Raw genomic sequence first — 19,970 nt, 5'->3', positions numbered from 1 at the left:
TATTTTGTCTGAGTGCTAACGATAGTGGCTAACTTGATTGTAAAACGCGGGATTTTGCATGAAATCGATATTTTGTCATCAATCGTTTATTTATCGCGGGTGGTTAATATTTTGCAAATATGTAATAATAAAAGCGCTGCCGGAGGAATTTACCCATGCAAAACCGAGTATATCTGCGTTTATTGCTGTCTTTTATCATTGTTGCCAGCTTCTACACTTTAATTATTGCGGTTTCATTAGTTCGTAGCACTTATTCACAACAGCGTGCCGATGCGATCAGTCAAATTAAATCTAATTTACAACAAGAAGCGGATATTTCTGATCAACAATTATCCGCTGCCAACGATACGGTCTTATCGCTCACCGAAAAAAGCAGTCTGCAAAATCTCGCCCAAACGCCGCCAACCGGTTATCACCCATACGCGCGCGTGTATGACGACATTATGGCCAATCCTGACTATGCAAATTTCAGTTCTCAATATGCAATTGGGATCGTTCGTCACGCCAATGGTCGCGTGATCAGTTCAGACGGCTTTTTCCAATTTGAGCCTTATTTGAAGTACATGGAAGTCGCATCATTAAAGCCACAAGTCTCACAATTCTTCAAAAAACTTCCTGACAATGGGATTCGAGTGCTTGAAGCCAACGATCATGTCTTACTGTTACGTAACACCTCACTTGATGGTGGTGAGCAACCGTTGACTTTTTTGACCACTTGGGAGAAATCTGAGCTGGCACCATTAAATATTTACAATAATAAAGGTCAACTCAAGCTGCTTGATACTTTAAATCCCAAAGCTAAAAAGACGCTACCAGAAATCGAGCACATCGCCGACGCCTTCAACCATGCGCAAGCCAGCGCTTCGTCTGTGATGCAACAACAAGTGGGTGGCGACCAATATTTCGTCCGCCAATCAAACATCATCCCCACGATCATGTACACTTATGTCATCAGCAATCACGAATTATCGCAAATGCCGGCCCATTTGGTGATGATGTTGGTCTTGTACTTCTTTGTACTGCTGTTAGTCGGCGGCTTGCTGGTATACATTTTGACCCGGCGAAGCTTCAGGCCTTATGCCAAGATCATCGATGAAGTGCAACAAATCGACTCCAACGTCCGACCGCAAAACGCCGAAGTCTTATTGGAAAAGATCCATGACTTGGTGGAATCCAATCACCAATATGCCAGCATGCAAAACGATGTCACGCATGATTTGAAGTTGCTGTTTTTGAAGAATCTTCTATTAAACAGCTACTCGCAAAAAGATATCTCCCGCTTTGCTGACTTGTTGGCGTTAGATGAGCTTCAAAATGGCGGCGTGATCGGGATTTTGACCTTCAGTCAAATCGCATTAAGCGAAGAGCCTTTAGGAATCAACGAAAGAAAAGACGCGCGCAAGAAAAACATTGTCGCTTTGTGGCCAAAGCCATTGAATTTACTTTTCGATATCGACGTCAACCACTATGCGATTTTAAGCGAACATGGACCCAACACCACGGATGATTTCGTTCACACCCTCAATCACACCGCAGTCCAGTTGAGCAAACGCTTGAAGATCCCAGTTCACGCTTTGATCTCCATTCCTTTCCACAACCTCAATGAGATTCCAGTACGTTTCGCTGATGTTTACAGTACTGCCACGGCAACGCCTGAAGACGTCACCACGAAACCAACGGCGATCATGTTAAGCAATGGTGTATACACGGTAGAAACAGAAGCAGCGATCCTAGCCAGTGTCAGTCAACGTGACTTTGCCAAAGCCGATCAACTGTTAGATCAAGCTTTGACCAAAACTTTAACGGCCAACCGCACCACGTTAGCGGCTTTGACCAACATCAAGTTCGTATTCTTGAACACCTTGAAGCGCACGTTAGACAGTGTTGGCTTATCCGTGACTGATTTTATCGATGAAAATCGTAAGGTCGTCAACCAACTGGACCTTGAAACCTCACCTAAACAAGTCAAAGCCTCGATCATCACCTTATTCCATGACGCTTTTGACCGCATCAGCAAACTTTCTAAACATCATCGCACCTTGGAAGAACACATCATCGACTACATCGCTCGGCGCTACACCAGCGATCTCGCCTTATCTGAAATCGCCGATCACTACCATTTGTCCGAATCTCACACCAGTCGCTTGATCAAAGAGCACCTCGGGATCTCATTTAAAGACTACTTGATCCAACTACGCATGCGCCAAGCCAAGTCCTTGTTAAACAACACCGATCAAAAAGTCGCAGACATCGCCGAAGCAGTTGGCTATAAGAACGTGAATACCTTCATTCGGATATTCAAAGCCACCACTGGTCAAACCCCTGGGAAATTCAGACGGAGTACCGATATCGATTGACACTAAAAAAGCTCAGCTCACTTTTTGAAAAAGTGAGCTGAGCTTATTTTAGTTGTTCCGCATCACGCGCCGATACACCGCAATCCCAATAACAAACGTGATCACATCCGACAGCGCTTGGGCGAAGATCACCCCATGCAAGTCTAACATCAATGGTAAAATCATCATCACGATGAAAAACACCACACCTTGACGGGAGATGGCCATGATCAACGCGCCAAGTGATTGGCCAGTTGATTGAAACACCGTGGTAAACACTAAGATCGCACCGATAAATGGCGTCGTCATCAACAAGGCGCGCAACATTAAGCTCCCTAACGCCACGATTTCAGGCGTGTTCATAAACAAAGCGACGAGTTGCGGCGCAAAGATCATCAGTAAGGCCGCAGCTGCCAAGGCATAACCGATTTCGACTTTGAAATCATATTTCAAAATCGCCTTTAGTCGATCATGATTTTTCGCGCCAAAGTTATAGCCGATCAGCGGTTGTGCCCCAAAAGCAAAGCCGACCATCACCAGCATCACCACCATGTAGATCTTCTGCGCGATCCCCATGGCCGCGACTGCATCTGAGCCGTAATGGGCCAAATGAGAATTCAACAATGCGATTCCAAAGCTTTGCATGAAGTTGGTCAATGACGCTGGGATCCCGATGGTGATAATCGCCCAGAATGCTTTGCTATCAACATGAGCGAGTTTTGGTACGAGGCTTAAGTATTCAGATTTGTGGCTGGTAAACCAGATCAACAACCCCGTGTTTAACATATAGCCGATCACATTAGCCAAGCCCACGCCAGTCGCGCCCCAATGCAAGCCAAACAAAAAGATCGGATCAAGCACAATGGTCAACGCACACCCAGCAGCAGTGGCGATCATCGATTGCTTGGCTAAGCCTTCCGTGCGAATAATGTTCCCTGGGACCAACGACACGATAATGAACACCGCGCCGATCGCAAGCATTCGATAAAAGCCACCTGCATAAGCGCGCGTTGAAGCTGTCGCTCCAAGCAAGCCTAAAATCGGTTGTTCAAAACCTAACATCAACGCCGTGACGATCAAACTCAAGATGATCGCCGCATAAAAGCAAAAACTCGACGCACGTTTCACTTTTTGATAATCGTGCGCCCCCATCAACCGCGAGATCAAAGCACTCCCGCCTAAGCCGAAAATATCCCCTAGCGCTAACATGAAAGAAAACACCGGTGTCCCTAAAACCACGCCTGCCACCAAGTCGGCATTGCCCGTTTGCGCGATGAAAAAGGTATCCGCCAAGTTGTAGATCATGCTGGCAACCATCCCGATCACCACCGGCAGGGCCAATTGCATATACGCCTTAGGCACTGGCGCATGTTCAAACAAATCGTTCATGTCAAGAATCCTCCATTTTTACGATACCTTAAACCAAAATCACATGTAAGAAATTTTTTCCAAATAAATAGCGGCCGTTTGGAAGCGGCCGCTATCTTGGGTAATTACTTTTTCTTTTTGCCGATGTTTTTGATCGTGTTGGGCAAGTTCTTGATAATATTGGGGAAGTTCTTGATTGCCGCCCGCAACACTTGGAAGAAGCTCAAACTCTTAATGATATGATCCGCTGGAATATGTTCGCGGCATGCCCGCAGTAATGCTTTGGGATCATGTGCGGCGAAAGTATAGGTCCCATTTTTCTTGGTGCGTACGGCAAACCGTGGAATCCATTTGCCGCCGAACATGATCGACGCGATGATCACATCGACTTCACGCCATGGCAGTTGGATATAGTTTTTCGGATTACGATCATCGTAAAATTCAAACCCATTGTTGCCGACATAGATCATGCCGTAATCACCGAGGCCCATGTACGAGGTCCCTTTGGTTTCATGTTCAATTTTGGTGTTCAGTGGCTCTACCTTGACGCCACTTGCATTGATTCTAACTTTTTCTGCCATTGATTTCACCGTTTCCCCTATTTGTCTGTGTCTATTATACCAAAATCACGGTTAGATGAAAGCGCTGAACGTTTCGGGTCATGTGCGGCGATTGATACCGGTACCAATGCGGGAACATGAGATAATAGAAGAAACGAGTTGGAGGTTTTTCAAAATGCAAACAACCACATTAACCAACACACACGGCGTCTCGATCACCACGATGACGCAAGGCGCCACTTGGATCAATTGGCAAAAGCCAACGGTACACAGCCGACAAGATTTGATTTTAACCAGTGAACCACAAGTTTATCTGAACGATTCCAGCCATCATGGCCACAGCATCGGGCCAACTGGCGGGCGCATTCCTTTGACTTTTCAGTTAGCTGGGCAAACCGTCCAGGTTCCAGACACTGGGGATGGCTACAATATGCACGGTGGTCCTGATGGTTTTGATACGGTGGCTTGGGACGTTTCAGTAGGCACTGATACAGTTATTTACACGCATCAATTTCCCGCCATGGTTCAACCTGGTACCTTATCGGTCACCATTCAATATCGGCTGACCGATGACGATGCCGTGGTGATCACTTACACCGCCACTAGCACAGCACCGACGTTGTTCAATCCCACCAGCCATGTGTACTTTAATCTCGGCGACACGAACAACGCTAACGATCACCAGCTTCAAATCAATGCACAGCAACGCATCGCCACTGCAGCTAACAAGTTCCCCGAAGCGCAGAACTTACCAGTCGCTAACACCGGCTATGATCTCCGACAGTTAACACCCTTGGCTTCAGTATTCGACGCGTTAAAGGATATCCCTGAACGCGGGCTCGATGACATTTACTTGTTAGATACCACCCAACCTGCTGCAACCTTGCAATGCGGCGATACCCAAGTGACGCTTTCAACCGATCGCAACGCGTTAGTGGCCTATACCGCCAATAATTGGGATGATGCTTTATCCTTGATCGGCAAAACTAGCGGAGATCACATCGGCGTCGCCTTAGAGCCACAATACGATCCGCGCGATTTAGCGGCCTATACCTTGATACCTGGCGACACCGCTAAGTATCAAACCATTTACAAATTGCACTAAAATTGGCGCAATGACGCGTTGCACCACAATTTTTTGATTGCGTTTTCATCATTCAGGCTTATGCTTAAGCACAGGGGGGATCTGTGATGGAAAAATTGCGCCGACTGCCAGTGATCTGGCAAGTGATTTGCTTTGCGCTATTGTATGAAGTGATTGGGGAGTTAGGGTTTAGTCTGCTATTTCGCACCATCATCGCGCCTGGCACTTTCATTGCGCCAGGCATGGTGAGCTTGATGGTTTATAAGTGCTTTGCACTGTTATTAATTTTCGGCATGAATTGGCTTTTTATAGGTCAAAAAATTTATTTTGCCAACTTTCGGCCGCTGACATGGGGGTTGTTGGCTGTGGTTTGGCTGGCTGAAAGTGCGATACTAGTTAGCATTCACGGCGTCAACCACTTACCTTGGGCGATCATCATGGCCTTGATCCCAGGGATCGTTGAAGAAATGGGCATGCGTGGCGTGGTTTTCGGTGCCTTGCGACAACGGCTTAAAGGCACCCATGCTGGCCGCAATGCGTTTTTAGTTTCCGCCGGATTGTTCGCGCTGCTGCACTTGGTGAACTTGTCTGGTGAAAGTTTTTCAGCGGTTTGTGTGCAAATGATCAGTGCTTTAGGCGGCGGTTTGTTATTTGCGGCATTATATCAGCGCAGTGGCAACTTGTTATCGGCGATGGCTTACCATTTCTCATTTGACTACATCACGGTGGGCATGGGGACACCTGGCGGCCATCCTGCTGGCGGCTTTCAATTAACCACCCTGATCGTAGTGCTCGTCGTCGTGATCATTGAAGTCACACTGGCGGCAGTTTTGATTCGTGCTGGCAAACCCCAGCATCGCAATCGCTTGTTACCAAAACTGGGCTTGTGAGTTGAAACCATTCAAAAAACCTGCTTCGATTTTGAAAATCGAAGCAGGTTTTTAATTGATCAGCCTTTATCTGCACCAGCAGTGATCCCAGAAACATAGAACTTCTGCATGATGATAAACAAGATCGTGATCGGAATGGCGATGACCACACATCCAGCGATAAATTCAGTGAAGTACGTGGTCGAAGCGCCTTTGGTAGAATGCAACATGTTGTACAAACCATAAGCGATGGTATACGTTTTGGCATTGCCTGAGCTCGACAAGATGATCCCTGAGAAAATGAAGTCGATCCAAGGGCCAATGAACGCCGTCAAAGCGGTGTAAACGATGATTGGGCGACTCATTGGCAAGCCGATATGAATGAACACTTGCCATTTGGTGGCCCCATCCATCACCGCTGCTTCATCGATGGCAACTGGAATCGTATCGAAGAAGCCTTTGGCAATGTAGAAGCCCAGTCCCGCACCGCCGACGTAAACTAACGTCAAGCCGCCGAGGTTCAACATGTTGAAGTTTTTCAAAATGTAGTACAAGGCGATCATCGACATAAAACCTGGGAACATCCCCAAGACTAAGGCGATTTGCAAGAACTTTTTGCGGAAAGCAAAGCGCAACCGCGACAAGGTGTACGCCACACAAATCGTGACAAAGGTGGATAACACCATCGTCACTAAGCTGACCAGCAAGGTGTTGCGGATCCAATACAAGAATGGGAATTGATCAGAAGTGAAGATCCCGATATAGTTTTGCAACGTGAATTGCTTTGGCCAAAACGTTGAGACAAAGCCGGTATCATTATATGAGAAGCTGGCTAAAATGATCCACACAATGGGGATAATCCATAAAATCGCCAGCAGTGCTAACAAGCAATAACGAAATACCAAGGACAGGCGGCGCTGTGCATGATATGATTTCATTTTTTAGCCCTCCTTGAATGCATTGGTGCGACGGTAAGCAATCAGCGAGAATACCGCACTGAGGATAAAGATCAAAATCCCTAATACCGCAGAGGCGTTGTAACGCTGCGTTTGGCCGAAGACCAAGTTGTACAACCAGGTAACCAACAGATCAGTATCCCCGGCGCCGTTATAGTTGTTGTTCATTGGATACCCTGCCGTCAACAAGTAGATCACGTTGAAGTTATTGATATTCCCAATGAATTGTTGGATCAAACTTGGTGCCATCACGAACAGAATTTGTGGGAACGTGATCGAGCGGAACACTTGCCAAGCATTCGCCCCATCGATACGGGCCGCTTCAATTTGATCTTGCGGCAAGTTTTGAATGATCGCCGTGGAAATCAACATCGATACTGGGATCCCGATCCACATGTTGACCACGATAACTGTGATCCGCGCCACCAAAGGGCTGGCAGACGCGCCGATAAAGTTGATCGGACTAGAGATCAAGTGAATACTCATTAAAATATTGTTGAGTGGGCCTTGCAGATCCAAGAATTGAGCCATCATCAACAAGGAAACAAATTGCGGTACCGCGTAAACGATCACGAAAATCGTCCGCCAGAAGCCTTTGTGCGTGATGCCTTTGGATTCGATCAGCATCGCCAGCAAAACACCGAAGAAAAATGTCGTCGCCGTGGCACAAACGGCCCAAACCAGCGTCCAACCTAACACTGGGAAGAACGTCCCAGCCAAGTCACCAGTCAACACGTTGCCGAATGCTTTAAATCCAGTCCAAGAAAACCCGATTGGGTGTTTGCCATCATAATTGGTGAACGCCATGGAGATCATGTACACCGTCGGCAAAATCGTAAACGCCACGATCAACACGATCGGCACTGCCAACAACGTGGAATGCAAGCGTTCATCAATCAAGGCATGCAAGTTCTCGTGGTTGGTCGGTACATGTTCGCCGTCACGCAATTGTACATATAACGTGCGCATCGAGCGCAAATGCGCAATATACAAGCCTAACATTGCCAGCAGTAAAATCACTGCCAACACCCCAAATAACAGGATCAATACCGAGTTATCCGGTAGCTTGGTTAAGTAAACGCCTTGGGTTTGATCAAAGACCACTTTTTTAGATTTGATTTCCCCGAGGTTGCTCAGCATGCTTAACGCACTGGCACCACTGAAGATAAACCAAACCCAAAAAGCGATTTGAATGCCTAATAAGGCGATCCCTTTGGCCCATTGCTTATGGCGCAATTGGACAAATCCCATCAGGAGAAATGATAGCTTGAAGGAGACATCGCCTTTTGACCATACCTCTCGATAAGTCGCAGGCGGCTGGACCTTATTGTGTTTTTTAAACATCGTCTTGCTCCTTCCAAAATCAGTTTTGATACAGAATAATGGCTGAAGGTTAAACCCTCCGCTTTAAAGCAAAGCCAAAACTTTGCTTCAAAGCGGAAGCCGTGATCATGGGGATCACGACCCCTCAATTAAATCAGATTAGTTCTCTTTGGAAATGGCATCTTGGAAAGTTTGGAGTTTATCCATGTATTGTGAGCTCTTGATCGAACCGGTGTAAGCACCGTTGATCAAAGGCGCAGATAAGTTCCAGAAGGTTGCCATTTGCGCCATCTTAGGCATGATGATGGAGTGATCAGAAGACTTGGACATCGTCATCACCGCTTTTGCGACTGGATCAGAAGTGATGGTGTCACTAGCTTGGGCATCTTTATCAACAGGGATCTGACCGGAATTCTTGTAAACGATCAGTTGAGACTTCTTGTTGGTGATGTATTCAGCCAAGGTTGCCGCAGCTTTTTGGTTCTTAGTGGAAGTATGGGAGTTAACCGCAAAGGCTTCGATGCCTAAGAACGCTTTGAGTTGCACTTGCTTGCCGTTGATATTAACAGTTGGATATGGGGCAACGGCGAAGTTCTTGCCTAAGATCTTCTTGATGTTGGCAGAGTTCCAAGGACCATCTAAGGTGGCAGCAGCCGCGCCGGACTTCAATTGGTTCAAGGCGTTAGATGTTTGCATGACGTTCTTGTTGGCCTTTTGTTGGGCCAACCAAGTCATGGCTGCAACCCCTTTAGCATTGGCAACGTTGGTGCCTTTCAAGGTTTCACCGTCAGTCCCATACAAGTTTGTACCAGCAGATAAGAAGACTGGATAGTAGTTGTAGGCGTTGGTGAAATCCGTGGCAATCACACCTTTAGCAGTGATCCCGTCCCAAGTCTTCACATCTTCAGCAGACAACTTGGACTTGTTATAGTAAAGGGTTTGGGCTTGTTCAGCAAATGGATAGGCATAAAGCTTATTGTTCCATTCAACCGCTTTAGCTGCAACGGAAACGTTGTTGGCTTTAACGGTCTTGGTAGATGCTGGTGACAATGGGTTGATGTAGCCTTGATCCGCCATGGAACCTAATTGATCGTTTGGCACTTCGAAAACATCCGCAGCCTTAGCTGGGTCTTTGCCGACATCGGTTTTGGCGTTGGCAGAACCATTAGGACTTTGGGTAACGGCCACTTTAACCTTTGGATATTCCTTGTTGAAGTTCTTAACGATGGTCTTGTAATAAGGTACCTGTGTGGTGTCGACCCATAATTTGACCGTCCCAGTGACTTCTTTGCTGCTGGATGTATCTGTAGAACTTGAACTTTTACCACAAGCAACTAAGGCCATGGATGCAAGTAAGGTGACGCTACCTAACATCACTTTTTTCCAAGTTTTCATAATCTTTGTTCCTCCCCAAAATATCTTTATAATTGCGACACTCACTGCGCCAACTTGGCGACGTAAGCTTGATAAGGTTGAAGCTGGGTGGTGATTGGTTCAACATTGGCGAGCAAGATCTCGCTAATATTCGGTTGGTTAAAATGCTGAGGCTGATCGGTTAAGTTGGCCACAACTAGCCAACGTTCACCTTCAAAGCTTCTGACATAAGCCATCACCCCGGAGTCTGTGGTCAGTGGTTCAAAATCACCATGAACGACGATCGGGTTTTGATGACGGAGTTGGATCAAGCGCTGATACACATGCCAAACGCTATTAGGATCAGCCAGTGCTTGTTTGACATTGATGTGGTCGTAGTTGGCATTTTCTGCTAGCCACGGGGTGCCAGTCGTGAAACCGGCATGTGGTGTGGCATCCCATTGCATCGGTGTGCGCGCATTGTCGCGACCCATGGTATTGATCTGCTGGATCAAGGTTTCTGCGCTTTGGCCTTGGACGAGTTGTTCGGCATACCAGTTGCGGCTTTCAATGTCGTTGACTTCATCGATGCTAGTCACCGGCCGGTTGGTCATGCCAATTTCTTCGCCTTGGTAAATATAAGGCGTCCCGCGCATCAGGTGCAGTAAAATGGCAAACATCGAAGCTGAGCGTTCCCGATACTGACCATCATTGCCCCACCGCGACACAATCCGCGGTAAGTCATGATTGTTCCAAAACAAGCTGTTCCAACCATGTTGATAATCCAACTCGGTTTGCCACTTGATCAAGGTCTGCTTAAGCAGATCCAGATCTAATGGGATGGTATGCCACTTGGGTTCACCAGGTTTTTGATCCAGTTGCATGGTTTCAAATTGGAAAACCATCGACAACTCATGACGCTCAGGATCTGAATACTGCTTGGCAATTTCAGGCGTGGCGCCCCAAGTTTCACCGACTGTCATCAAATCGGCCCGGCCAAAGGTGGCGGCGTTCATTTCTTGCAAATACTCATGCAAATGCGGGCCATTTTCGCGAATCTCTTGATCCGGAATTTTGCCGATCAAGTCGATCACATCAAGCCTAAAGCCGCCAATGCCGCGATCGATCCAGCGATTCATCATCGCATACACCGCATGCCGCACATCAGGATTTTCCCAGTTGAGGTCCGGCTGTTGCGGACTGAATAGATGCAAGTAATACTGACCGGTTTGTTCATCCAGCGTCCAAGCCGATCCAGAAAACGTTGACGTCATGTCATTTGGTTCATGGCCATCAACCGGATCGCGCCACACGTACCAATCACGCTTTGGATCATTTCGCGAAGACCGCGATTGCTTGAACCAGGCATGTTGATCGGAGGTGTGGTTGACTACCAGATCCATGATGATGCGAATGTTGCGCTTTTTGGCTGCGGCGATCAAGGTATCCACATCCCCCATGGTCCCGAACTGCGGGTCGATGGCTTCATAATCGGCAATGTCGTAACCGTTATCAAAACCAGGCGACTGATACACTGGACTCAACCAAATCGCATCGATGCCTAATTGTTGTAGTTCATCTAAACGGCTGATGATCCCAGGCAAGTCCCCGATCCCATCACCATTGCTATCTTGAAAAGACTTGGGATAAATTTGATAAACGACTGCGTTTTGCCACCAACTCACGCGCTCACCTCCTTAAAAGCTGCAACGATTTTACTTAACTGCAAGTCTGCGGTGCTAGCCACGATATAATCGGCTTGCTTTAAGACTTGCGCATCCCCGATGCCAACTGCAAATTGGTTAGCCGCTTTGATGGCTTGAACGCCAGCTGAGGCATCTTCAAAGCTGATCACATCCGAGGCTTGCAAATTCAACGCTTGTTGCGCCAAAGTGAAGATCTCAGGATCTGGTTTACCGCGATGCAATTTGGCTGGGTCAACGATGGTATCAAAGGCCGTGTCGAGTTGCAAGTGTTTCAAAATCGTCGGTGCATTCTTTGACGCTGAGGCGATACTCATGTGTAAGCCAAGTGCTTTAGCATCTTGTAGTAGTTGCGCAATACCTGGCAAAATGTCGGCTGGCGTCAAGGTTTGGATCAGCTGGAGATATAAATCGTTTTTGCTTTGGGCAAAGGCAGCTTTTTCTTCATCTGAATAGGCGTCGACTTTGTTTCCATAGCTTAAAATCAAATTTAACGAATCCATCCGTGAACGCCCACGCAACGCGTCGTTTGCTTCAGGTGGTAGTACAATATCAAGGCGTTGAGCCAGTTGATTCCATGCTTGTAAGTGGAAGCGCGCCGTGTCTGCGATCACGCCATCCAAATCAAAAATCAAACCTTTGAGCATGCAACCCCTCCTTAACTTAAGTGCACCGTTTTATCATTTATCACGACATCGATCGGCTCCCCGCTGACTAATTTCAATGTGGTTTCATCCGCCACATCCACTGCGATCAAGCGACCACGATAGTTCAACTTAAAGCTGTAGTGCGTCCAGCCTTTTGGTACAAATGGCTTAAAGCTCAAGTGTCCGCCAGTGTAGCGCATTCCTGCAAAGCCTTGGACGATGGCCAACCAGCCCCCAGACATGGACGTAATGTGCAGGCCATCTTCAGTGTCGTTGTTGTAATCATCTAGATCCAACCGCGCCGTGCGGGCATACAGTTCAACGGCTTTTTCTTCTTTGCCGAGTTCTGCGGCTAAAATCGCGTGAATCGAAGCAGATAAAGACGATTCGTGCACCGTCATTGGTTCGTAGAAGTCGAAGTTGGCCTCTTTTTGTTCGCGGGTAAAGCGGTCATTCAAGAAATAAATGCCTTGCAAGACATCGGCTTGCTTGATGAACGGCGACCGTAAAATCTTATCCCATGACCAGTGTTGATTGAGTGGCCGTTGATCGGCTGGAATCGAACTTGCCGGGCGCAGATCTTTATCCAAGAAGGTATCGTGTTGAACAAAAATGCCCAAGTCTTTATCTTCTGGATAATACATGCGATCGACAATGTCTTGCCAATGCGCTTTTTCATCATCCGTCACCGCCAACGCCTGGACTTTATCAACATCCGCTTTTGGTAGGCGCTCAAGGGTGTATTGCAACTCCCAAGCGGCCATGGTGTTGGTAAACCAGTTGTTGTTGACGTTGTTTTCATATTCATTAGGACCGGTGACACCATGGATCATGTATTGTTGATGACGCTTGGAAAAATGCACCCGATCTGCCCAAAATCTTGCCACACCGACTAACACATCGATACCATCACCATTGACGTAACTTTCATCACCGGTGTAATCCGTGTATTGCTTAATGGCAAACGCGATATCGGAATTACGGTGCAGTTCTTCAAACGTGATTTCCCATTCGTTGTGACATTCGATGCCGTTGAACGTGACCATCGGGAACAATGCCCCGGCTAGTCCTTGCTGTTGGGCGTTGTGATAAGCGCCTGGCAGTTGATCATGCCGGTATTGCAGCAAGGCTCGAGTGACTTTTGGTGGGGTCACTGCCAAGTACATCGGCACCACATAAGCTTCAGTATCCCAATAAGTGGCACCGCCATATTTTTCACCGGTAAAGCCTTTAGGTCCGATGTTTAAGCGCGTATCTTCGCCGTAATAAGTCATAAACATTTGCGCAATACTGAAGCGGATGCCTTGTTGCGCCGCGGCGTCGCCATCGATCACAACATCTGATTGCGCCCAACGCTTGGCCCAAACTTGCTCGTGAGCCGCTAGTGCTTGGTCAAAACTTTGTGGTAACAGCTCAGCCATCAGCTTCTCGGCTTGCGCCGGTTGTTTTTCTGGTTCAACATCGCGGCTGGTCAACACGATCACGCGTTTTTCAATGGTAAGATCATCACCTTGAGCTAAATCGTAACTCAAGGTTTCATCCAAACGCCCAGGTTCTGAGGTTCGCATGCCTTCAACTGTAGCGCCATCCACCTTCAAGGCTTGTTTGAGTAATACCGTAAACTGTGGGACGTCGAAAGGATTGGCTTTGGTTTCAAGCTGAATCGAACCTTTGACGGCATCTTCATGTTGCGGGATCCAGAAGTGTTCGTCGTAATTGGCATCTTCATTGGTGACATTGCCATCTAAGGCGGCATCAAATTTCAACGCCGCTGAGCCTTTCAAGACCTTGGCAGTCACTTTGATGAGGCCTGCTTGTTGCATCGCGTTGGAAACGAATCGTTCGAATTCAAACGCGACTTCGACGTCATCGGCGACGTATACAAAGCTGCGCGTTAACTTACCTTGATGTAAGTCGAGTTGTAAGTTGAAATCGCGGAACTTATTTTTGGCGAGGTCTAACGCCACACCATTAATGGTGATCCCTAAGTTGATAAAACTTGGGGCGTTGATGGCTTTGCCAAAATAATCAGGATAACCGTTTTTCCACCAGCCAACGCGGGTTTTATCTGGGAACCACACACCTGCTAAGTAGGTCCCCAATAAGGTATCGCCGGAATAACCTTCTTCAAAGTTACCTCGCATGCCCATATACCCATTCCCGATGGCGGTCAGTGATTCTTGCAGGCGCTTATTGGTTTTATCTAATTGATGCGTTGCCACCAACCAAGGGTCGATGTTGAATAATCGCTTTGCATTCATTTGCACTCACTCCGTTTCGCTTTTAACACTTACTAGTGTAGCAGGTGGGAAAGCGTTTTTACAAGGCGAAACCCATTGTTACCGTTATCAGGATTTCATTGTGCGCGAACAATAAAACCTTTAGGACTTAAAATACCAGCCTCAAATCCTTGTTGCAGTAATGGTTGAGCAGAAATCGCCACACTTTGATCCGTGGTGTTGAAATAGCCTTCGAGCGTTTGACCCGCTAACTGGCGCGTGACTTTGATCAAGCCAGTATCCGTTAAAGCATACGTCGTGGTCCCATTACCCAATAGTTCAGCGTATTCACGACGCAGCGCCACTAATGCATGCACGCGTTGCCAAGTCGACTGATGCAATTTCGACCAGTCCATCGGCTTGCGATCATCGGGATCATTTTCCCCAGCCATGCCCATTTCCGTGCCGTAGTAAATGCAAGGTGTGCCCGTTTGCAAGAAGGTAAACGCCAAGGCTTGCAATGCACGATCCAAGTCGCCGCCAGCCACTGTCAATAAGCGCGGGGTATCATGGGAATCCAGCATGTTGAGCATCATTGAATTGACGTTATCGCGATACAACATCAATTGATCGCTTAAGCGGGCCAGCATCGTTTGTGCATCACTGACGCCAGTTAAGAAGTGGTCTTCGATTTGTTGCGTGAAGGCATAATTCATCACGCCTGAGAACTCGTCACCATTAAGCCAAGGTTGGCTTGAGTGCCACACTTCCCCTAAAATGTAAAAATCAGGTTTGATGGCGATCAAGGCATCATGGAATTGACGCCAGAAATGATGATCGACTTCATTGGCGACATCTAAGCGCCAAGCATCGATATCAAATTGTTTGACCCAATAAGTCGCAATTTCTAATAGGTAAGCTTGCACTTCAGGGTTGGCAGTGTTGAGCTTCGGCATCCCCGGGCCAAAAGCAAAGGTGTCAAATTGCGGATCACCTTGGCCAAGCGTTGGATCGCGGTAGGGTAACAGTGGCCAATCATGAATATGGAACCAATCCACAAAACGCGACTTTTGACCGTTTTGCAACACGTCTTGCCATTGCATCGACGCATAACCCATATGGTTGAACACTGCATCAAGCATCACCCGCATGCCGCGAGCATGAGCTTCATGTACCAATTTGGCAAACAAGGCTTTGTCCCCAAAGGCTGGATCGATTTCTAAATAATCGATCGTGTCATATTTATGGTTGGAGCTGGCTTTAAAAATCGGGCAGAAATATAAGCCGTTCACGCCGAGGTCTTGCAAGTCGTCTAAGTGATCCAGCACGCCTTGCAGATCCCCGCCGTAATAATCTTCACGACCAGGATGGTCTTCTGGCTGCCAAGGCAAACAATTCTCAGGATTCAAGCTGGGATCCCCATTGGCAAAGCGTTCAGGGAAGATCTGATACCACACCGTTTCACTGACCCATGATGGGGTTTTGGTGCGATCGATTTCGTGAAAATAAGGGAGTCGGAAATAGTTGGCCGCTTCGATCCGCTCAACTTCAGTATCAACGCGTGGTCCCCGATCGCCAAATAAGATAGTTTTGCCTTCAGCATCCGTCGCGGCAAATAAGTATTGGATACGTTGATAAGGTGGCTTTACGGTCACTGCCCAGTAATCATGGGTTTGCCCGCTAGCAATCTTAGTCATCGGGGCTTTTGAATAAGTAAAATGATACTCGCCAGTTTCATCGGGTAAATTCCAATAAGGATCTCCATATAAAACGGTCACATTTTGAATATCACCAAGGGCGGTTTTGAATCTGAGCCGGACTTGATGCGCGTCGATCAAGAAACAATCTTCGCTTTCGGGACGGTGAGCCATTGCAGAAATTAACATATTATTCCTCCGTGATCAAAACAACACTGGCACCAGCACTGAGGCGCAGCTGTTGGTTCAACAGTTGCACGGTACCATTTTCTAATCGAATATCATAACGCGCTTTAGGCAAATCGATCACTGACGCCTCACCGATCGACACGGCAACAATCGCCTTTTGATTTTGGAATTGGCGTTGATACACATAACTATTGGCATCGGTAGTCAACAAGCGATAATCCCCATCACTGAACAAGTCTGTTCGCTTGAGTTTCAACAACTCGCGATAAAAATTCAGCTGACTTTCTGGATCATCAGCTTGTTGGGCAACCGTTGGTGTATCCGCGCTTTTACCTTGAAGCCAAGGCGTGCCGGTGGAAAAGCCCGCATTTTGCGTGCTGTCCCAGCGCATGCCCCCGCGGGCCGGTAATTTATGGGTGGCAGAGACTTGTTGCAAGGCTTGAGCTTTGGTTTGCCCCGCTGCAATGGCCGCTTTTACCCAAGGGCCAACGGTTTGATCTTGAAAGGCTTCAACTGAATCAAATTGTAAGTTGCTCATGCCGAGTTCTTCGCCGTAATAAATGATCGGGATCCCACGTTGCAAATACATCAACATCGCCAAACTCCGCGCCGTTAATGAATTTTTGGCCACGCGACCAAGTAGGCGCGGCATATCGTGATTGCTCCAATAAAGCGTCGGCATCGCTGATAAGGTTTGTTGCCACACCGCTTGGGTTTGCTTGAAAGCTTGCCAATCCAAGGGTTTAGGTTGATATTGCGCAGGATATGCGGGATCGACTTGCGACTCATCTTCTTTAAAGTAGCGGAACGTCACCACGCTATCCATCAACCGATCGGTATAAGCCGCTGCCAAATTCACATCGGCACTGGCGGCTTCGCCTAACAAGAAGGCTTGCGGGTAATCGGTTTTGATGCGCTCGGTAAATGGCCGCAACCAAGTTTGCACTTGCGGCAAATTAGCAAAAAATGGTTCAGCAACAACGGGTTCTCGTGAGCCATCTGCCGTCGGAAAATCTTGATCTAACCGCGCTTTGGCGATGTGGATAAAGGCGTCGACGCGCAAACCATCGATCCCTTTTTTCAACCAAAAATCAGCAATATCGCCCATCGCGTGGCGCACTTCAGGATTTTCCCAGTTCAAGTCTGGCATGTGCCGATCAAATAAGTGGAAATATGATTTGCCGGTGCCAGCTGGATCTTTGGCCCACACAGAGCCGCCAAAGAAGCTGCCCCAGTTGTTGGGGTGCTGATCGTGCTCCCCGGCAAAAATATAATAATCGCGATATAAACTACCAGGATGCTTGATCGCATCTTGAAACCAAGGATGTTGATCAGACGTATGATTCATCACAAAGTCGAGTAATAAATGAATGCCGGCGTCATGTAACGCTTTGATCAACGCATCCATATCCGCCATGGTGCCGACATCTGGATCGATGGCATAGTAGTTGGCCACGTCATAGCCATTGTCCACTTGCGGCGAGGTAAATACGGGATTCAACCAAACCGTATTGATGCCGAGCGTTTTTAAATAAGGAATGCGTTGAATAATGCCCGGCAAGTCGCCGATGCCATCGCCATTGCTGTCTTGAAAAGATTTCGGATAAATTTGATAGATGATCGCGTGATTATACCAATTTTCCAAAATGTCGCCTCCTCCGTCAAATATATGCTAGGTATAGAATACGGGAATGCCGGCACGCCTTGCAAGCCACGGCTCGTTGTTACCGGTATCATAATCGTTCCAAATAAAAAGTCTAGTCTTTTCAACTAGACCAATCATCATTTAAAGTAAGTTGCGCACTTGCTGTTGCAATCGTGGCAGCACACTTTGTTGAAACCATGGATTTTTGTGCAACCAACCATAATTCAACGGCGACGGATGGACTAACGGAAAGTACGGCTGATACGCTTCAAAGTTGCGCACGGTTTCCGTTAACGTCTTTTCGCGATTCGGTAAATAATATTTGACTGCATACATACCAATCAACAAGGTGAGCTTCACTTTGGGCATCAATTGTAAAATCGGCTGATGCCACTGATCAGCAAAGCCTTTGCGCGGCGGTAAGTCACCGCTTTTACCGCGGCCTGGATAATAAAAGTCCAACGGCACCACGCCAATGCGGCCAGAATCGTAAAACTCGGCTGAAGTCACACCCATCCACTCGCGCAAACGATCCCCTGAAGCATCGCGCCAATATGTTTTCGCCAGTTGAGCAGAGCGACTCGGCGCTTGGCTCACGATCAAAATCGTCGCCTCTGGTTCTACATGATACAGCGGTTCGATCCCAGCTTTAGTGAACTCAGCGTTAGCCGAATCTTGTTTGATTGCTTCAAAAATTTCGTCAGCAGTTGGCATCAGTCATCCTCCAGGAATTAAGTGAGTCGATTATACCGCAAACATCACAGAATCGTGACGATTCACAACTTTTGAGCCAAAATACCACACGTAAGCACAAGCTAAACCGCGATTGATCAACCACAGTTCGCCTTTTGATGGAAATTTAGGAAAAACGTTTATAATCGTTAGTCTTGTCAGGGTGAAACAAGGGTGGTAAACTGAATGCGTTAACAAGGTGGAGAAAGCAACTTAGCGCACGCTGCTTGAAACTCTTCGCAACGGGGGGCAGATCCCCGCAGGCCCAGTGAGACTGATCCGCAGTGACCCCAGCTTAACTGTTGGTCGTCATTGGATCTCTAGCATCAAAGTGCCGGCACTGTGAAGGGTTCTTCGGAACTCATTCGATTACACCGGATCGATTTCCTCATGGTGACATGGGAAGCAAGTCGACGTCTGTGGGTGAAAGGCAATGCAGAGCTTATTAGTAACCAAAGCGGTCTAAGGCCAATCCCCTAGGGCTGCGCAGAAACGTACTTGGATACATTGTGGTAACTGTTTGGCCGTAATTGGATATAAATGGCGTAAAAGCCAGAAGCCCACGAAATGGGAAACTGTTTTGTGGACTTTGTGTGCTGTTGGCGTCTTCACCCGTTAAAGCATGAAGATTGCATCCGACATGACACCCATGTTATCATTTGGGTATTGAAAACCCATACCGCGTCAACGATATGGGCTACGCTTCCGTCTCAATGGCGGCGGCCGATGACTACAGTCTAATAGTGAAAGCTAGAAAGCCGTACGATCACTCGCCAAAGTTCCTGTACGGCTTTTCGCTTGCACTTTTTCGGTCTTGGATGACCGAAAGTTGCCTTAAGCTCCCGAATAAGTTGACGATAACTATTGCAGGATATTTTCATAAACCATTGTCAAATATCACAGAACTCAATGCGCATAAAAACAGGGACGACTGGTTATTTTCACCAGTCATCCCTGTTTCTTTTGACCCTAATTTTTGGACGCACGATCAATTTTTAAATCGGATCTTGCGCCGTCTCCGCTGCTTTCTTCGCGGCTTGGCGATCTTCTTGTTGCCGGATCTTCTTCATCGTCCGGAAGTACACATTGACCAACACGAATACTGAACCGATCCATGCCAGTGGGTTGGCCATCGACGCCCCAGCAAAGCCCAAGTGTGTGACCAACACGATCCCAGCAAAAGCACGCATCAATAATTCAAACAATCCAGCCACAGTCGGCACCATGGTTTTGCCGCGCATTTTAGAATCAAGTTAGCCACTGTCTCAAAATTTTTTGGACAATAAAAA

General features: G+C 47.4%; 14 protein-coding genes and 1 pseudogene. 3 read left to right on the top strand and 12 right to left on the bottom strand.

The annotated features are described in order from the left end of the window. Positions 1-155 precede the first annotated feature (155 nt). Positions 156-2,357: a helix-turn-helix transcriptional regulator gene (locus FD01_RS03395; RefSeq protein ID WP_056962585.1), complete on the top strand. Its 2,202-nt coding sequence runs from the start codon at positions 156-158 to the stop codon at positions 2,355-2,357. 48 nt (positions 2,358-2,405) lie between these two features. Here FD01_RS03395 and FD01_RS03390 read toward each other — a convergent pair whose 3' ends face one another. Both FD01_RS03390 and FD01_RS03385 read right to left on the bottom strand, forming a co-directional pair. Continuing rightward, on the bottom strand, positions 2,406-3,725 hold the full coding sequence (locus FD01_RS03390) for an MATE family efflux transporter (RefSeq protein ID WP_056962583.1): 1,320 nt from the start codon (positions 3,723-3,725) through the stop codon (positions 2,406-2,408). Positions 3,726-3,829: 104 nt separating this feature from the next. Continuing rightward, the gene (locus tag FD01_RS03385; RefSeq protein WP_054717173.1) at positions 3,830-4,285 is read right to left on the bottom strand and encodes a DUF956 family protein; all 456 of its coding nucleotides are present in this window, start codon (positions 4,283-4,285) and stop codon (positions 3,830-3,832) included. A gap of 154 nt (positions 4,286-4,439) precedes the next feature. On the opposite strand from FD01_RS03385, the gene FD01_RS03380 reads away from it, so the two are divergent. Further along, positions 4,440-5,369: an aldose epimerase family protein gene (locus FD01_RS03380; RefSeq protein WP_056962582.1), complete on the top strand. Its 930-nt coding sequence runs from the start codon at positions 4,440-4,442 to the stop codon at positions 5,367-5,369. An 86-nt stretch (positions 5,370-5,455) separates the two neighbouring features. Then, positions 5,456-6,238: a CPBP family intramembrane glutamic endopeptidase gene (locus FD01_RS03375; protein ID WP_056962580.1), complete on the top strand. Its 783-nt coding sequence runs from the start codon at positions 5,456-5,458 to the stop codon at positions 6,236-6,238. A 59-nt stretch (positions 6,239-6,297) separates the two neighbouring features. On the opposite strand, the gene FD01_RS03370 is transcribed toward FD01_RS03375, so the two are convergent. The 10 genes and pseudogenes from FD01_RS03370 to FD01_RS03325 all read right to left on the bottom strand — a co-directional run. Continuing rightward, positions 6,298-7,155, bottom strand: coding sequence for a sugar ABC transporter permease (locus tag FD01_RS03370; protein WP_054717181.1), 858 nt, complete (start codon positions 7,153-7,155; stop codon positions 6,298-6,300). A 3-nt stretch (positions 7,156-7,158) separates the two neighbouring features. Beyond that, a complete protein-coding gene (locus FD01_RS03365; protein ID WP_056962579.1) occupies positions 7,159-8,517 on the bottom strand; it encodes a carbohydrate ABC transporter permease in 1,359 nt (452 codons plus the stop codon). A 138-nt stretch (positions 8,518-8,655) separates the two neighbouring features. After that, positions 8,656-9,891: an extracellular solute-binding protein gene (locus FD01_RS03360; RefSeq protein ID WP_056962577.1), complete on the bottom strand. Its 1,236-nt coding sequence runs from the start codon at positions 9,889-9,891 to the stop codon at positions 8,656-8,658. Positions 9,892-9,932: 41 nt separating this feature from the next. Further along, complete coding sequence (locus FD01_RS03355) at positions 9,933-11,534, bottom strand: glycoside hydrolase family 13 protein (protein WP_054717184.1); 1,602 nt, start codon at positions 11,532-11,534, stop codon at positions 9,933-9,935. Beyond that, the gene (gene pgmB, locus FD01_RS03350; protein ID WP_054717187.1) at positions 11,531-12,199 is read right to left on the bottom strand and encodes a beta-phosphoglucomutase; all 669 of its coding nucleotides are present in this window, start codon (positions 12,197-12,199) and stop codon (positions 11,531-11,533) included. The genes FD01_RS03355 and pgmB overlap by 4 nt, the downstream gene beginning before the upstream one ends. An 11-nt stretch (positions 12,200-12,210) precedes the next feature. Then, positions 12,211-14,460 carry a glycoside hydrolase family 65 protein gene (locus FD01_RS03345; protein WP_056962575.1) on the bottom strand — a complete coding sequence of 750 codons (2,250 nt, stop codon included), beginning with the start codon at positions 14,458-14,460 and terminating at the stop codon, positions 12,211-12,213. A gap of 95 nt (positions 14,461-14,555) precedes the next feature. After that, positions 14,556-16,304, bottom strand: a complete 1,749-nt coding sequence (locus tag FD01_RS03340; RefSeq protein WP_056962574.1) for a glycoside hydrolase family 13 protein — start codon at positions 16,302-16,304, stop codon at positions 14,556-14,558. Position 16,305: 1 nt separating this feature from the next. Further along, positions 16,306-17,949: an alpha-glucosidase gene (locus FD01_RS03335; protein WP_056962573.1), complete on the bottom strand. Its 1,644-nt coding sequence runs from the start codon at positions 17,947-17,949 to the stop codon at positions 16,306-16,308. A 141-nt stretch (positions 17,950-18,090) separates the two neighbouring features. Then, entirely contained in the window at positions 18,091-18,663 is a 573-nt protein-coding gene (locus tag FD01_RS03330) for a uracil-DNA glycosylase family protein (RefSeq protein WP_056962572.1), read from the bottom strand. 1,013 nt (positions 18,664-19,676) lie between these two features. Continuing rightward, a pseudogene (locus FD01_RS03325) lies at positions 19,677-19,916 on the bottom strand (MATE family efflux transporter); the annotation flags it as partial. Positions 19,917-19,970 lie beyond the last annotated feature (54 nt).

The organism is Lacticaseibacillus manihotivorans DSM 13343 = JCM 12514, assembly GCF_001435035.1.
Classification (GTDB): domain Bacteria; phylum Bacillota; class Bacilli; order Lactobacillales; family Lactobacillaceae; genus Lacticaseibacillus; species Lacticaseibacillus manihotivorans.
The sequence above is the reverse complement of the archived record's forward strand: the minus strand, read 5'-3'. Positions and strand labels throughout refer to the sequence as shown.

Coding starts and splice junctions, on each gene's coding strand:
- pgmB (WP_054717187.1), bottom strand. CDS start 12,199: ATGCTCAAAGGTTTGATTTTTGATTTGGATGGCGTGATCGCAGACACG.
- FD01_RS03390 (WP_056962583.1), bottom strand. CDS start 3,725: ATGAACGATTTGTTTGAACATGCGCCAGTGCCTAAGGCGTATATGCAA.
- FD01_RS03370 (WP_054717181.1), bottom strand. CDS start 7,155: ATGAAATCATATCATGCACAGCGCCGCCTGTCCTTGGTATTTCGTTAT.
- FD01_RS03395 (WP_056962585.1), top strand. CDS start 156: ATGCAAAACCGAGTATATCTGCGTTTATTGCTGTCTTTTATCATTGTT.
- FD01_RS03360 (WP_056962577.1), bottom strand. CDS start 9,891: ATGAAAACTTGGAAAAAAGTGATGTTAGGTAGCGTCACCTTACTTGCA.
- FD01_RS03375 (WP_056962580.1), top strand. CDS start 5,456: ATGGAAAAATTGCGCCGACTGCCAGTGATCTGGCAAGTGATTTGCTTT.
- FD01_RS03365 (WP_056962579.1), bottom strand. CDS start 8,517: ATGTTTAAAAAACACAATAAGGTCCAGCCGCCTGCGACTTATCGAGAG.
- FD01_RS03330 (WP_056962572.1), bottom strand. CDS start 18,663: ATGCCAACTGCTGACGAAATTTTTGAAGCAATCAAACAAGATTCGGCT.
- FD01_RS03380 (WP_056962582.1), top strand. CDS start 4,440: ATGCAAACAACCACATTAACCAACACACACGGCGTCTCGATCACCACG.
- FD01_RS03385 (WP_054717173.1), bottom strand. CDS start 4,285: ATGGCAGAAAAAGTTAGAATCAATGCAAGTGGCGTCAAGGTAGAGCCA.
- FD01_RS03345 (WP_056962575.1), bottom strand. CDS start 14,460: ATGAATGCAAAGCGATTATTCAACATCGACCCTTGGTTGGTGGCAACG.
- FD01_RS03340 (WP_056962574.1), bottom strand. CDS start 16,304: ATGTTAATTTCTGCAATGGCTCACCGTCCCGAAAGCGAAGATTGTTTC.